At 67.6% G+C, this 13,627-nt stretch carries 12 protein-coding genes; 7 read left to right on the forward strand and 5 right to left on the reverse strand.

Going from position 1 to position 13,627, the window contains the following annotated elements; translation table 11 throughout:
• Window positions 1-97: 97 nt before the first annotated feature.
• Both ORK51_RS08775 and ORK51_RS08780 read right to left on the reverse strand, forming a co-directional pair.
• Entirely contained in the window at window positions 98-2,050 is a 1,953-nt protein-coding gene (locus ORK51_RS08775; protein ID WP_266084739.1) for an acetyl-CoA hydrolase/transferase C-terminal domain-containing protein, read from the reverse strand.
• Between the two features lie 31 nt (window positions 2,051-2,081).
• On the reverse strand, window positions 2,082-2,639 hold the full coding sequence (locus tag ORK51_RS08780; protein ID WP_266084740.1) for a flavin reductase family protein: 558 nt from the start codon (window positions 2,637-2,639) through the stop codon (window positions 2,082-2,084).
• Between the two features lie 117 nt (window positions 2,640-2,756).
• Here ORK51_RS08780 and ORK51_RS08785 point away from each other — a divergent pair, with 117 nt between their 5' ends.
• Genes ORK51_RS08785 through ORK51_RS08795 form a run of 3 tightly spaced genes read left to right on the forward strand, consistent with a single transcriptional unit; the run spans window position 2,757 to window position 4,862 of the window.
• Window positions 2,757-3,122 (forward strand): BlaI/MecI/CopY family transcriptional regulator, encoded by a 366-nt coding sequence (locus ORK51_RS08785; protein ID WP_026069888.1) that lies wholly within the window; start codon window positions 2,757-2,759, stop codon window positions 3,120-3,122.
• Complete coding sequence (locus ORK51_RS08790; protein WP_266084741.1) at window positions 3,115-4,293, forward strand: TonB family protein; 1,179 nt, start codon at window positions 3,115-3,117, stop codon at window positions 4,291-4,293. The genes ORK51_RS08785 and ORK51_RS08790 overlap by 8 nt, the downstream gene beginning before the upstream one ends.
• On the forward strand, window positions 4,290-4,862 hold the full coding sequence (locus tag ORK51_RS08795) for a hypothetical protein (RefSeq protein ID WP_266084742.1): 573 nt from the start codon (window positions 4,290-4,292) through the stop codon (window positions 4,860-4,862). The genes ORK51_RS08790 and ORK51_RS08795 overlap by 4 nt, the downstream gene beginning before the upstream one ends.
• Before the next feature lie 32 nt (window positions 4,863-4,894).
• Here ORK51_RS08795 and ORK51_RS08800 read toward each other — a convergent pair whose 3' ends face one another.
• Both ORK51_RS08800 and ORK51_RS08805 read right to left on the reverse strand, forming a co-directional pair.
• Entirely contained in the window at window positions 4,895-5,707 is an 813-nt protein-coding gene (locus ORK51_RS08800; RefSeq protein ID WP_266084743.1) for an MBL fold metallo-hydrolase, read from the reverse strand.
• A gap of 10 nt (window positions 5,708-5,717) precedes the next feature.
• Window positions 5,718-6,533 carry a S1/P1 nuclease gene (locus ORK51_RS08805; RefSeq protein WP_266084744.1) on the reverse strand — a complete coding sequence of 272 codons (816 nt, stop codon included), beginning with the start codon at window positions 6,531-6,533 and terminating at the stop codon, window positions 5,718-5,720.
• A 121-nt stretch (window positions 6,534-6,654) separates the two neighbouring features.
• Between ORK51_RS08805 and ORK51_RS08810 the strand changes: the two genes are divergently transcribed.
• Window positions 6,655-7,356 carry an aspartate/glutamate racemase family protein gene (locus ORK51_RS08810; protein ID WP_261997220.1) on the forward strand — a complete coding sequence of 234 codons (702 nt, stop codon included), beginning with the start codon at window positions 6,655-6,657 and terminating at the stop codon, window positions 7,354-7,356.
• A 125-nt stretch (window positions 7,357-7,481) separates the two neighbouring features.
• On the opposite strand, the gene ORK51_RS08815 is transcribed toward ORK51_RS08810, so the two are convergent.
• Window positions 7,482-8,111, reverse strand: a complete 630-nt coding sequence (locus ORK51_RS08815) for an OmpW/AlkL family protein (RefSeq protein WP_070471189.1) — start codon at window positions 8,109-8,111, stop codon at window positions 7,482-7,484.
• Between the two features lie 200 nt (window positions 8,112-8,311).
• Here ORK51_RS08815 and gap point away from each other — a divergent pair, with 200 nt between their 5' ends.
• From gap to ORK51_RS08830, 3 genes are all read left to right on the forward strand, one after another.
• Window positions 8,312-9,313, forward strand: a complete 1,002-nt coding sequence (gap, locus tag ORK51_RS08820; protein ID WP_046273181.1) for a type I glyceraldehyde-3-phosphate dehydrogenase — start codon at window positions 8,312-8,314, stop codon at window positions 9,311-9,313.
• Window positions 9,314-9,492: 179 nt separating this feature from the next.
• On the forward strand, window positions 9,493-12,168 hold the full coding sequence (locus tag ORK51_RS08825) for a DUF2339 domain-containing protein (RefSeq protein ID WP_266084745.1): 2,676 nt from the start codon (window positions 9,493-9,495) through the stop codon (window positions 12,166-12,168).
• Complete coding sequence (locus tag ORK51_RS08830) at window positions 12,165-13,520, forward strand: DUF3999 domain-containing protein (protein WP_266084746.1); 1,356 nt, start codon at window positions 12,165-12,167, stop codon at window positions 13,518-13,520. The genes ORK51_RS08825 and ORK51_RS08830 overlap by 4 nt, the downstream gene beginning before the upstream one ends.
• Window positions 13,521-13,627: the final 107 nt, after the last annotated feature.

The raw sequence follows: 13,627 nt of genomic DNA on the forward strand, positions 1-13,627 counted from the left end.
GAAGGTAGATCCCCGCCATGCGTGGATGCTGTCGGCGCAACCCTCGATCATTGCTGACGCGTGATCACCACGCATCCACGCAGGGCGTGGAACTCCATCATCCGGCTGCGGTGCGTGCCAATCCCAAGCGCAGCAGCCGCGCTTCGATGCGTTCGCCGAACGTCTTCGGTGCTTCCAGCCCCATCCGCTGCAGATAGGCCTGGTCGCCATCGCCGGCCGGTTGCGTCAGCGCAGCCAGCACCGTGCGCAGCTTGGCCATCGGTGTCTGCGTATTCTGCTTGAGCCAGCCCAGCGCCTTGACCAGATGCTGCTCCACTTCGGTGAAATCACTGCCCAGCGGATAGTCCGGCAGCAGGCCGGACTGGCGGAATGGCGCCAGTGCCGCGCTGACCTCGGCCGCGGTGTTGCGCCGCCCATCGTCGGGCGCAGTGAACCCGGCGGCCAGCTTTTTCGAGGCTTTCGCTTTGTCCAGCAAGGCGGCCTGGAACTGCGCATCGGTGATCGCGGCCATCGCGATCACGCAGTCCTCGTCGGTCATGTTGCGCAGGTCGGCGATGCCGTACTCGTTGATGTAGAGGTCGCGCAGATGCCGCGGAATCGTGGTGTGCCCGTAACTCCAGCGCACGTTGGACTGCAGCGTGCCCTTGTCCTCGCGGGTGGCACGGAAGATCAGCGCGCTGCGGGCGCCGGGCAGGGCATGGGCCATCGCCACGAAGTTGTACTGGCCGCCCACGCCGGAGACCACACGGCCGTCTTCCAGCGCATCGGAAACGGCCGCGCCGAGCGCGGTGGCCATCATGCAGGAGTTGAAGAAGCGCGCATCGCGGCGTTGCATCCGCTCCAGCGTTTCATCGCCGCCGTAGAGCTGGTTGATCTCACTGATGCGGCGCATGCCGATCGCGCTGCGCTCCTCCTCGGGCAGGTCGCGCAGCCACTGGTAGAACTCCGGCGAGCCCAGGTAGAACGCGCCGTGCAGATACTCGCCCTCGGCCTCGAGCGTGGCGTAGTCGGTGGTCCACGCGGTGCCGTTCTCGATCCGCTGCAGCAGCGCCAGATCGTCGTGCACCTTGCGCCGGATCACCCCGGTCTGGACCAGCCGGCGGAAGCCCTCGTTGAGCATCTCACTGCAACCGTACAGGCCGATCTCGAACGGCTCCAGGCCTCCGCACTCAAGGACGGTGGGGTTGCTGGCCAGGCCGGGATCGAGCGCCTGCAGGATCTGCCGGTAGCGGGCGTTGTCGGTATGCCGCAGCACCAGCGCATGGCTGAGCGCATCGGCCAGCGTACCGATGCCGATCTGCAGCGTGCCGCCATCGCGCACCAGCGTGCTGGCGTACAGGCCGATCGCATAGTCGGCATCGCTCACCGGTTGGCGCGGCAGGCCGAACAGGTCCGGGTAGGGCCCCGGTGGCGTGATCACCAGATCGAAGAACGACACATCCACCGTGGCCGAACCGGCCAGGTAGGGCAGCTGCGGATCGATCTCGGCGATCATCAACGGGCGTGGCAGCCCGCGCGCGACCATCGCATCCAGCGTGTCCTGGGTGATGTCGTTGTTGCACGACAGCGACAGGCGCCGGTCGTTCGCGCGCATCGCCACTTTCTGCACGATCGCATGCGGCGCGCGCTGCGCCACCGCATCGGCGGCATGGGTGTAGTTGAGGCTGGTGTAGCTGCGCTGCGCCTGCGAGGAATTGAGCAGCGCACCGGACTGCATGTAGAACTCTTCCACCTGCACATGCGCCGGCAGCTGGTCGCGCACCATGGCATCGGCGTAGGCCAGGCGCGGGAACTCCGCACCGAAATGACGCTCGGCGAAGGGCGTCATGAAGCGCGCTTCCAGCCCGGCGCCGCCACGCGGCGGATTCAGCGACAGCGCGGTATACAGCTGCAGCGGCCGCGAGGCATCGTGTTCAACACGGGCATACAGCGCGTTGAGCAGCCGGTGCGGCTTGCCCAGTGCGAGCGGGGCGCCAATGCGCAGGGGGCCATCGACCCGCTGCAGCAGCCACTCGACGGCGGCGTCCAGGTCGGTCAGGTGTTCGGTCATGCGGCGCTATCCTGCGAAATCATGCGGGTCATTACAGCATTTCCGGTTTGAACAGACGGCGACGCGAGACTTCATCGCCGGAAAGCATGAACTGGCCATCGCCGCGGTAATGCACCGTGCGCGGCACTTTCGGGGAGCGCGCGACGTGCGCTTTGACGACCTCCCAGATGAACAGGCCATGCCGTTTGATCTGGCTGCGGTCTGCCAGCCGGCACTCGAAGCTGGCGTGGCACTGGGCGATCAAGGGGGCGGCGACCTCCGTGGCGGCCACCGCCTCCAGGCCGAAGTGGTCGAACTTGTCGATCTCCGCGCCGCTGCTGTTGCCGATGCCCACCACCGTATCGAGCATCTCGGCGGTGGGCACATTGATGACGCATTCGCCACTGCGGCGGATCAGCTCGAAGCTGTGGTTGCCGCTGGAGATCATCGTTGCCAGCCGTGAGGGCGTGAACTCCAGCACCATGTGCCAGCCCAGGGTCATGATGTTGCGCTGGCCTTTCCAGGCCGAGCTGAGCAGCACGATCGGGCCCGGCTCCAGGAAGCGGCGCACATCGTCGACCGGGTAGTCGAATTTTCGGTAGCGTCTCATCGAGGGCTCCGTGGGGCGTGCGCCGATGCTGGCAGCGGCTGCATGAACCGGCTGTCGAAGGGTTGACACCCAGTTTGATTACGGGCGTAATCGGTTGGTCGATTACGGGTGTAAATGATGAGCCAGATCAGTGAAGCCGAAGCGGTGGTGATGGAGGTGTTGTGGCGCAGCCATCCGCTGGGCGCTGACGAGGTGGTGACCGCGCTGGCCAGCCGCGACTGGGCCGAGCCCACCATCAAGACCCTGCTCAACCGGCTGCTGACCAAGGGCGCGATCAGCGCCAGCCGTGATGGGCGCCGCTATCTGTACTCGCCGGTGCTGCAGCGCCAGGCCTGGGTGGCCGAGCAGAGCGAGGGCTTCCTGGACCGGGTCTTCGACGGTCGCGTCGCGCCGCTGGTGGCGCACTTCAGCCAGCGCGGGGAGCTGAGCGCGCAGGACATCGCCGAGCTGAAGCAGCTGATCCGGGAGCTGGGCCATGACTGAGCTGCTTGATGGACTGCTGCAGGCCAGCGTGTGGCTGTCGCTGGCGACGCTGGTGCTGGCCGCGGCCAGGCCGCTGCTGCTGCGCCTCGGAGGCGCAGCGCTGGCCTACCGCAGCTGGTGGTTGCTGCCGTTGATGCTGGTCGCGCCCTACCTGCCACTGCCACGGCTGCCGATGACTGAAACGGACCCGGTCATGGTCATGGCCTCGGCCCTGCGCGCGCCGGCCGTGCCCACCGACGCCTCGCAGTGGCCGCCACTGCTGTTGACGGTGTGGTTGCTGGGCGCGGTAGCGGTGGCCTGCGTCAGCTGGCGCGCGCAGCGCCGCTTCGAGCACGCACTGGGCGTGCTCCAGCCGCGCATGGATGGCAGCTGGCAGGCCAGTGGCGATCCCGGCCTGCCCGCGCTGGTCGGCCTGTTGCAGCCGCGCATCGTGGTGAGCCCGGACTTCGAGCAGCGATTCAGCCCGGCCGAGCAGGAGCTGATCCTGCGCCATGAGCACAGCCATCGCCGCCATGGCGATCCCTGGGCAAACGCCGCGCTTGCCGTGCTGCGCTGTGTGTTCTGGTTCCACCCCTTGCTGCCGTGGGCGGCGCGCCGCTTCCTGCGCGATCAGGAACTGGCCTGCGACGCGCGCACGGTCGATCCGCATCCGGCCCTGCGCCGGCTCTACGCCACTGCGCTGCTCAAGGCGCAGTTGGTCCACCCGGTTGCCCCGATGGCCTGCCACTGGCGCAGCCAACCGATGTTGAAGGAGCGTATTGCCATGTTGAAGGAACACAAGCGGAAGGCATTGCCGTGGATGACCGGGCAGGTGCTGGTGGTCGGGTTGTGCGTGGGTCTGGGCACGGTGGCCTGGGCGGGCCAGGCCACCGCGGTCGCCGCTGATCGCGATGCGATCGCGCACAAGATGCCGCCGCCGTCCTACCCGAAAGCGGCGGCCGAGCAGCGCATCGTCGGCAAGGTCGTGGTCAGGGTGGACGTGGATACCGAAGGCAGGGCGACCAATGTGCGCGTGCTTCAGGCGAGCCCGGCGGGTGTATTCGATGACGCGACGGTCGCTGCCGCGAAACAGTGGACCTTCGAACCGGCGATCCGGAATGGCAAGGCGGTGGCCTCGGCGCTGAAGATTCCGGTCACCTACGCCATGGATGATGAGGTGCCAACGCCATGAGGCAGTCATCCGTCCTGGCAGTGGCGGCGCTGTTGATGGCTGGCTGTGCCACCCATGAGACGCTTACGTCAGTGGACACGCGGGCGGAGAACGTGGGTCACCAGCGCTTGGATCCGACCACCGGCACGGGGGCTGCGCAGGTCGCGAGCTATCAGCTGAAGGCTGCAGAGGGTTACCGGATGCCGCAACTGAATGCAGGTCCGGACCCCGTGCTGGGCGCTCGCGATCCGCGCAGTGAGCTTGCGCCTACGACGGTGTGCCTGCAGTTGGTCATCGATGCGCAGGGTCGCGTGGAGCGAAGTCTGCCGGTGCAGGACCGCGACGAATGCGCCGCTGGCAATGCCCCTGAGAATGCGCCGTTGCTGCAGTCCGCGCAGGATGCGGTGGCGGCCTGGCAGTACGTGCCCGCAGCGGTGTGTCACTTCGCGGAGGGGAAGGTTCCAGCGGATCGGGGCGATTGCAAGGGTGCCGCGCGCATCGAACCTGTCGCGGTGAGCCTGCTGTATGCCTTCACCTTCGAAATCGTGAAAGGCAAGGCGACCGTGCGCAGCGGGACGCCGGCGAAATAGCGAAGCAGTGCGCCCACGACGCGGTGAGATGCCTATCCGCCGCGAACGGCACCGCCCTGGATGTTCGCTTTCACCGAGGGTTCCATCAATTTAGGCTCGGCCAGCGTGGCATCCCGGGCCTGGCGGGTGGCCACGAACTCGGCTTCGCTGATGCCGTCATGCAGGTGGATGTTGTGCGCGCGCTGCGCGCCGATGGTGGTCTCGTTGGCGACCTCGCGGCCACCGGGGCCGTAGTCGTGACAGATGAACACCCGTGTTGCGTCCGGCAATGCCAGCAAGCGCTGGATCGAACGGTACAGCTGCGCCGCATCGCCGCCCGGGAAGTCACAGCGTGCGGTGCCGCCGTCGGGCATGAACAGCGAATCGCCGGTGAACAGCGCATCGCCGATCCGATAGGCGACGCTGTCGCTGGTATGGCCCGGGACCGCGATCACCTCGGCGTCGATATCACCGAGCATGAAGCGTTCGCCATCGGCGAACAGATGATCGAACTGCGAGCCGTCGGTCGGCACATCCAGCGCGTAACGGGGCGCGAAGGTGCGCTGCACCTGCACGATGCCCGCGCCCATGGCCAGGGTCGCGTCCGGCCATTGGCGCTTGAGCCAGCGCCCGGCGCTGACGTGGTCGGCGTGGGCATGGGTGTCCAGCAGCCAGCGCACCTGCAGGCCGTGCCCGCTTACGTGGGCCAGCAGCGGCTGAAGCGGCCCGGCACCGAATGCATCGGTCTCCGGATCGTAATCCAGCACGGGATCGATCACCGCCGCCTGCAACGTCGCCGGGTCATGCACCACGTAGCTGAAAGTGTGGCTGTCCGGATGGAAGAAACTGGCGACGTGCAGTGACATGGTGATGGCCTCAGCGATTGCCCAGGGTGTCGTTGAGCAGCACCGCCAGGCGTTCACCGGCCAGGCGCAGCTCTCGCTCGGCGACCGGGCGATAGGTCGCCGCATAGCTGGGGGCCAGCGTACGCTTGTCCGGGTAAACGCCAGGTGCAATCGCGATCCGGCAACTGGCCTCGGCCCACTGCACGGCATCGGCATCGATGTTGGAGCGCGTTGCGAACACCGGCTTGGGCAGGGCCAGCAGGCGCTTGAGGTACTGGTCGTCGTCCAGCGTCTGCTCATTCAGCATGCCGCTGTCCCACAGTGAATGCAGGTTGGTACCGCGGTTGTTGAACTGCACCTGGAAATCGTTGCCGCCCTTGTCATGGCCGTAGCCGGCATGCATCGGCTGGTGGATGTCACCGGCGAAGTGCACCACGAACTTCAGTGCCTGCGCGCGTTCGGCATCGGACCTGCTGCGGTCGACGAGGATCGCGGTCTGTGCTTTCAGCGCCTCGACCACACAGTTGCCGTTCCTGCAGTGCTTCTGCACTTCGTAGTGGCAATCGTCTTCGCCGATGTTGACGTAGTGCCAGCCGGCCGAGCGCTTGCCCAGGCCGGGGTCCTTGGCGCGCAGCTGATCGGCCCACGGGGCGATGCCATGCAGTGTCGGATCCGGCTCGGCGGCGAGCAGACGGTCCACCTCGGCCTGGGCCTGCGGGGTCAGCCGGGTCTCGGCGATCCGCGCCACCAGGCGGTGGCCTTGCGCGCCCCAGGCCAGGGCATCGGTGGAAACAAGGGTGAGGGCCAGCGCGAGCGCGGTGGCCGGGAGCAGGGAATGCATTTTCATCCGCGGCATTCTAGCGGGCTGGCCACGCGCGGGCTTGCCGCGATCTGGCCGGCTGCAGTGCCGCTCGGGTTCGGCTAGGCTCGGCGGGTGCCCGGCATCGGGCGGACGCAGGAGCGACCCCATGGCCCACATCGTTGGCCTGATCGGCGGCATGAGCTGGGAAAGCTCGGCCCACTATTACCGCCTGATCAACGAGCAGGTGCGCGACACGCTGGGCGGGCTGCATTCCGGGCGGATCCTGCTGTGGTCGTTCGATTTCGCCGAGATCGAGGCGCTGCAGCATGCCGGCGACTGGGACAGTGCCACGCAGCGGATGATCGATGCGGCCCAACGCCTGCAGGGCGCCGGAGCCACCGCCATCGTGATCTGCACCAACACCATGCACCGCATGGCGGATGCGGTGCAGGCGGCGATCGCGATTCCGCTGCTGCACATCGCCGACCCGACGGCCGAAGCGATCAAGGGCGCCGGGTTGCGGCGTATTGGCCTGCTCGGCACCGCGTTCACGATGGAACACGATTTCTACAAGGGTCGGCTCACGCACGCGCATGGCCTGGAGGTACTGGTCCCGGAGCCCGACGACCGCGCGGCGGTGCACCGGATCATCTATGAGGAGCTGGTGCAGGGGCAGGTGCTGCCGGCATCGCGCCAGAGGTATCGCGCGGTCATGCAGCGGCTGGTGGATCGCGGCGCGCAGGGCATCATCCTGGGCTGCACGGAGATCATGCTGCTGGTCGGCGCGCAGGATGCAACCGTGCCGGTGTTCGATACGACCACGCTGCATGCGCAGGCCGCGGCCCGGCATCTGCTTTCCGCAGCGTAACCGCGAGGGTCACGCCCCGCAGTGACCCCCCTGACCGCCGCGCCTGTCCAAAAAAAAACCCCGGCCGAAGCCGGGGAAACTGTCTTGCTGCGAGGGTGTTGCCTGGTTGGGTTCTGATCCGCCGATCAGAACTTGAACACGTACGACACGCCGTAGGCGAGCGGGTCGATGTTCACGGTGCCGATCTTTTCGCCATCGAGCTTGACCTTGCTGTCGATGTCCATCCAGCGCACATCGACGCGCAGCGAGCCCTTGTCATTGATCGCGAAGTCCAGGCCGGCATGGGCGGCCAGGCCCCAGGAATCCTCCATCTTCAGCTTGCTGCCGGCCAGCGCGCCGCCGGTCTTCTCGCTGAAGAACGTGGTGTAGTTGATGCCGGCACCCAGGAACGGGGAGACCTTGCCCGCGCTGTTGAAGTGATACTGCAGCGACACCACCGGCGGCAGGTGCTTGGTGCTGCCCACGTTGCCCAGGCCGGCGATGTTGATGTCGTGCTTGAACGGCAGCGCGGCCAGGATCTCGATGCCGAGGTTGTCGGCGATGAAGTACTCACCGGTGATGGTCGGCTTGATGTCGTTGTCGACATCGACCTTCAGGGTGCCGCCGGCCAGCGAACCGTTGTTGGACTTCGGGGCGACCTGGTGCACGCCGGCACCGATCGTCCAGTCGCCCTTGGACTGGGCCATGGCCGGGGCGGCGGCCAGCGCCAGGGCGGCGGCCAGGCTGGTGAGCAGGAGGGGGGAGGTCTTGCGCATGAGACGGTCTCGTGGCGGGTTGGAATGGGGCCAGTTTTGCCGCCCGCGCGGTTGCGCGCCTTGATCCGGATCAATCCGGGTATTTGCCGTTGTAACCGGTTCCCATTCGGCTTGCGCGGGCCTGCCCGGGTCCGGCCCTGCTAGAATGAACACCCCTTTCCATCGGCGCCGCACCGTCGCGGCTGCAGGAGCTTGTGAACATGGCAATCAAGGTTGGCATCAACGGTTTCGGTCGCATCGGGCGCAACGTGCTGCGTTCGGCCGTGCTGAACTTCGGCAATGACATCGAAATCGTCGCCATCAACGATCTGCTGGAGCCGGATTACCTGGCGTACATGCTGAAGTACGACTCCGTGCATGGCCGCTTCAAGGCTGACGTGGCAGTCTCCGGCAACGACCTGCTGGTCAACGGCAAGAAGATCCGCCTGACCCAGGAGCGCGATCCGGCCAACCTGAAGTGGGACGAGGTCGGCGTGGACGTCGTCATCGAATCCACCGGCCTGTTCCTGACCAAGGAAACCGCGCAGAAGCACATCGACGCGGGCGCAAAGAAGGTCATCCTGTCGGCACCGTCGAAGGACGACACCCCGATGTTCGTGTTCGGCGTGAACGACAAGACCTACGCCGGCCAGGCGATCGTCTCCAACGCCTCGTGCACCACCAACTGCCTGGCTCCGCTGGCCAAGGTCATCAACGACAAGTGGGGCATCAAGCGTGGCCTGATGACCACCGTGCACGCCGCGACCGCCACCCAGAAGACCGTCGATGGCCCGTCCAACAAGGACTGGCGCGGTGGCCGTGGCATCCTGGAAAACATCATTCCGTCCTCCACCGGTGCGGCCAAGGCCGTCGGCGTGGTGATCCCGGAATTGAACAAGAAGCTGACCGGCATGAGCTTCCGCGTGCCGACCTCGGACGTGTCGGTGGTCGATCTGACCGTCGAGCTGGAGAAGGAAGCCACCTACGCCGAGATCTGCGCTGAAGTGAAGGCACAGAGCGAAGGCGCGCTGAAGGGCATCCTGGGCTACACCGAAGACAAGGTCGTGGCGACCGACTTCCGCGGTGAGACCCACACCTCGGTGTTCGATGCCGATGCCGGCATCGCGCTGGACGGCACCTTCGTCAAGCTGGTGTCCTGGTACGACAACGAGTGGGGCTACTCCAACAAGTGCCTGGAAATGGTCAAGGTCGTCGCGGCGTAACCCCGCGCGTCCCATGCGTCATTCCACAGACCCCGGCCCCGTGCCGGGGTCTGTCGTTTCAGGCAGGCGCTGCGGGGCGTTGATCCCGCGCCTGCCGCCGATCCATTAGCATGGCCCGCGTGCCGCCGGCACTGTGCCTACCGGGTACAGCCGTGGCGACCTCTTGAGGATGGCCTGGAATGGAAGCTCTGATTGTCCTGCTGGTGCTGGTACTGCTGGCGATCCCGCTGCTGCTGATCGTGGCGCTGGTGATGATCGCCGGGCTGCGCCGACGCGTCGCCGCGCTGGAGCAGCGCGCCGCCGGGTCCGCCTGGGAGGCTTCACCGGCGCCGGCGCCGGCGCCGGCGGAGCGGGAAACGTCGCTGCACTGGACCGACCTGGCATCGGTCGACACCGTCGGCGCCGCGAGGGCCACCTCTGCGCCTGTCTCCACGACGGCCGCCGAGGCGCTGGAGCCGAGGAGCGAACCGGTGATCGACGTGGCGCAACCGCCGCCATTGCCGCCCCCGCCCGCGCAGCCGGTCGCCCCGCCCGAACCGCAAGGCCCCGGCATCGGCGAGCGGCTCGTCGGCACCCTCAAACAGTGGTTCACCGAAGGCAATGTGCCGGTCAAGATCGGCATGCTGGTGCTGCTGGCCGGCGTGGCCGCACTGCTCAAGTACGCCAGCGACCAGGGCTGGTTGAATGCACCGATCGAGCTGCGCCTGGCCGCCATCGCCGTGGCGGCGCTGGCCGGGCTGGTGTTCGGCTGGGTGCAGCGCGATACCCGGCGCATGTTCGCGCTGGCATTGCAGGGCGGGGCGATCGGCATCCTGTTGCTGACCATTTTCGCCGCGTTCAAACGCTATGACCTGATGCCTGCCGCGCCCGCTTTCGTGCTCAGCGTGCTGCTGATCGCCGGCATGGGCGTGCTGGCGGTGGTGCAGAACTCGCGCACGCTGGCCGTGCTCGGCATCCTGGCCGGCTTCATGGCGCCGATCTGGCTGTCCACCGGCAGCGGCAACCATGTCGCGCTGTTCTCGTATTACGCCGTGCTCAATGCAGCGATCCTGGCGATTGCCTGGTGGCGCCCGTGGCGCGCCCTGAACCTGCTCGGTTTCGCCTTCACCTTCGGCATCGGGACGGCTTGGGGCGTGCTCCAGTACAGCGCCGACAAGTTCGCCAGCACCGAGCCGTTCCTGCTGCTGTTCTTCGCCTTCTATCTGCTGATTCCGATCCTCTATGCGCGCCGGCAGAGTGCGGAAAAGCGCGACCTGATCGATGGCAGCCTGGTGTTCGGCACGCCGCTGATCGCCTTCTCGCTGCAGGCCGGCCTGCTGCATGACGACCGCCTGCTGCTGGCGTTGTGTTCGCTGGCACTGGCTGCGTTGTATGCAGGCCTGGCGTGGGCGTTGATCAAGCGTGAGCGCTACGCTGCGCTTGGCCAGTCGCACGCGGTACTCGCGGTCGGCTTCGCCACGTTGGCGGTGCCGCTGGCGCTGTCTGCACGGGCCACTGCCAGTGTGTTCGCACTGGAAGGTGCCGCGCTGGCCTGGCTGGGCCTGCGCCAGCAACGCTGGCTGCCGCAGGTCACCGGGGCAGTGCTGACCCTGGGGGCCGCGTTCGGCTTCGTCGTGGGCGCGGACTACTGGCACCTGGATGCCACCGCCGTCGCCAACCCGACCTTCATGAGTGGCTTGCTGCTGGCGCTGGCCGGTTTTGCCGCTGCCTTCAGTTACCGCCGCGCGCAGCGCGATGCGCCGGCCATCGTGTACTACCTGTGGGGTCTGCTGTGGTGGCTGGGCAGCCTCAGTCACGAGATCCTGCGCTTCGTCACCCACCGCACCGAGCCCGATGCGCTGCTGATCGCCGCAGCCGTGACCGGTTGGCTGGCCGCCGAGATGCATCGCCGCTGGCCGGCGCGTGCGCTGGTGCTGACCACGCTGGCGATGGTGCTGGCCGCCTTCCCGTTGGCGCTGTGGCAGGCCGATGTACATGACCAACCGTTCGCCGGCTATGGCGCGCTGGCCTGGGCGGTGTTCGCGCTGCTGGGCGTGCGCAGCCTGTGGTGCCTGCGCGGGGGCGACGACCGCACCTCGCTGGCGGCGCAGTTGCTGTGGTGGCTGCTGTGGCCGTCGGTGGTGTCGCTGGCCAGCCTGTGGCTGGCCGATCGCTTCGCGCTGGCGCAGGGCTGGGGCCTGGCCCTGATGCTGCTGCCATGGCTGCTGGTCACGGCGGTCGCGTTGTTGCGCTGGCGCTGGCTGACGGTGCCGCTGGGCGAGCGCTTCGACCCGATGCGTACGCCGCTGCAGATCACCTTGTTCGCCGTGCTGGGCGTGAGCTGGGCCGGACTGTTGCTGGTTCCGGCCAGCGCCGCGCCGTTGCCGTGGCTGCCGCTGCTCAACCCGGTGGAGCTGGCGCAGCTGGCGGTGCTGGTGCTGGCCGCGCGCTGGCTGTGGTCCGCGCACGCGCCCGATAGCCTGCGCGCCCTCCGCATTCCGCTGCTGGCCATTGCCGGCTTCGTCGCGCTGACCAGCATCACCCTGCACGCCGTGCATCACTGGGGCGGGGTGCCGTGGAACGAACGCCTGTGGTCCTCCACCCTGGCCCAGACCAGCCTGACCGTGGTGTGGAGCGTGCTCGGCGTGATCAGCTGGGTATGGGGCTCGCGCCGCGGGCAGCGCGCGCTGTGGCTGGTCGGTGCGGTGCTGATGGGCGTGGTGCTGGCCAAGCTGGTGCTGATCGACCGGCAGCATCTGGGCAACCTGCTCGGCATTTCTTCCTTCATCGCCTACGGCCTGCTATGCACGGTCGTGGGCTATCTGGCACCGGCGCCGCCCCGCGCGCCGGACCCTGCCGTGGAGCCGCACCCTTGAAGACCTTCCGCCCGCTGATCCTCCTTGCCGTATTCGCACTGCCGGCGCTGGCGCAGACGGCCGATGACCGCCAGGCGTACCGCCAGCAATGGCCGCTGCAGCTCGCGCAACCCCAGGCTGGTGCATATCGGTTGACCCTGGATGACGGGGTGTACCGCACCGCGGTGTCGCCACGCCTGGCCGATGTGCAGGTGTTCAATGCACAAGGTCAGGCCCTGCCCTCGGCGTTGCTCGCGGCCGACCAGCCGCTGGCCCAGGCACCGCAATGGCAGACGCTGTCCTGGTTCCCGTTGCCCCCCATGGCGGGCACCTCCGGCGATGACCTGCAGTTGCTCACCGAGCGCAACACCGATGGCAGCGTGCGCCGGGTGGAAGCGCGCCTGGGGCGGGGTGGGGCGGCCGGGCAACCGGCGGGCTGGCTGATCGATGCCAGTGCGCTCAAGACCGGGGTGCAGGCACTGCGCCTGGATTGGCAGGCCCAGGCGCCCCTGCAGGCGCGCGTGCGGGTGGAAATGAGCAACGACCTGCGCGACTGGCTGCGCATCGCCGACGATGTGCCGCTGGTCGACCTGCAGCACGAAGGCCGCCGCCTGCAGCAGCGCCGCATCGAGATCGCGCGCCAGGCCAAGTATTTCCGGATCCTGCCGATCGGCGCGGATGCGTTGCCGGCGCTGTCCACCGTGCAGGCCGAGCTGGTGCCGACCGCGCAGGCGATCGCCTGGCGCTGGCAATCGTTGAGCGGTACCGCCGGCAAGCCGGGCGAGTTTGAATATCAACTCGATGGGCGCTTCCCGATCGCGCAGGCCGACATCGCCACCGCCGACAACAGCGTGGTGCAGTGGACGCTGTTGAGCCGCGATGACGCCGACCAGCCATGGCAGGTGCGCGCAGGCCCGTGGGTGGCCTATCAGCTGCAGGACGCCGCCGACCGCCGCCAATCCCAGACCCAGCCGCTGACGCGCAGCACGCGCGATCGTTACTGGAAACTGATCGCGGGCCAGCCGCAGTCGATGCCGGCGCCAACGCTCAAGCTCGGTTACCAGCCCGAAACGCTGGTGTTCCTCAGCCAGGGCGAGCCACCGTATGCGGTGGCCGCCGGCAGCGTGCGCGCCGAGCGCCAGGATGCGCCGGTCGCCACCGTGATCGCCCAACTGCGCCAACAGCATGGCGCGCAGTGGCAGCCGGCACAGGCCACCGTGCACGGCGCACCGGAAGTGCTCGCCGGCGATGCTGCGCTGGCACCGCAGCGCGACTGGAAGCAGTGGCTGCTGTGGGCCCTGCTGGTGATCGGCGTGCTGATCGTCGGCGGGTTCGCGCTCAGCCTGCTGCGCCAGCCACACCGGAACGGGTAGGGACCGATCATTGGTCGGTACGGCCTGCCCGCGCGCGACGACCAACACTCGCTACTGCGCCTTTCTCACTGGATTTGCGATGCACCGCGCCAGCCGGGACAATGACG

Source organism: Stenotrophomonas sp. RIT-551, from assembly GCF_026241915.1.
Classification (GTDB): Bacteria; Pseudomonadota; Gammaproteobacteria; order Xanthomonadales; family Xanthomonadaceae; genus Stenotrophomonas; species Stenotrophomonas bentonitica_A.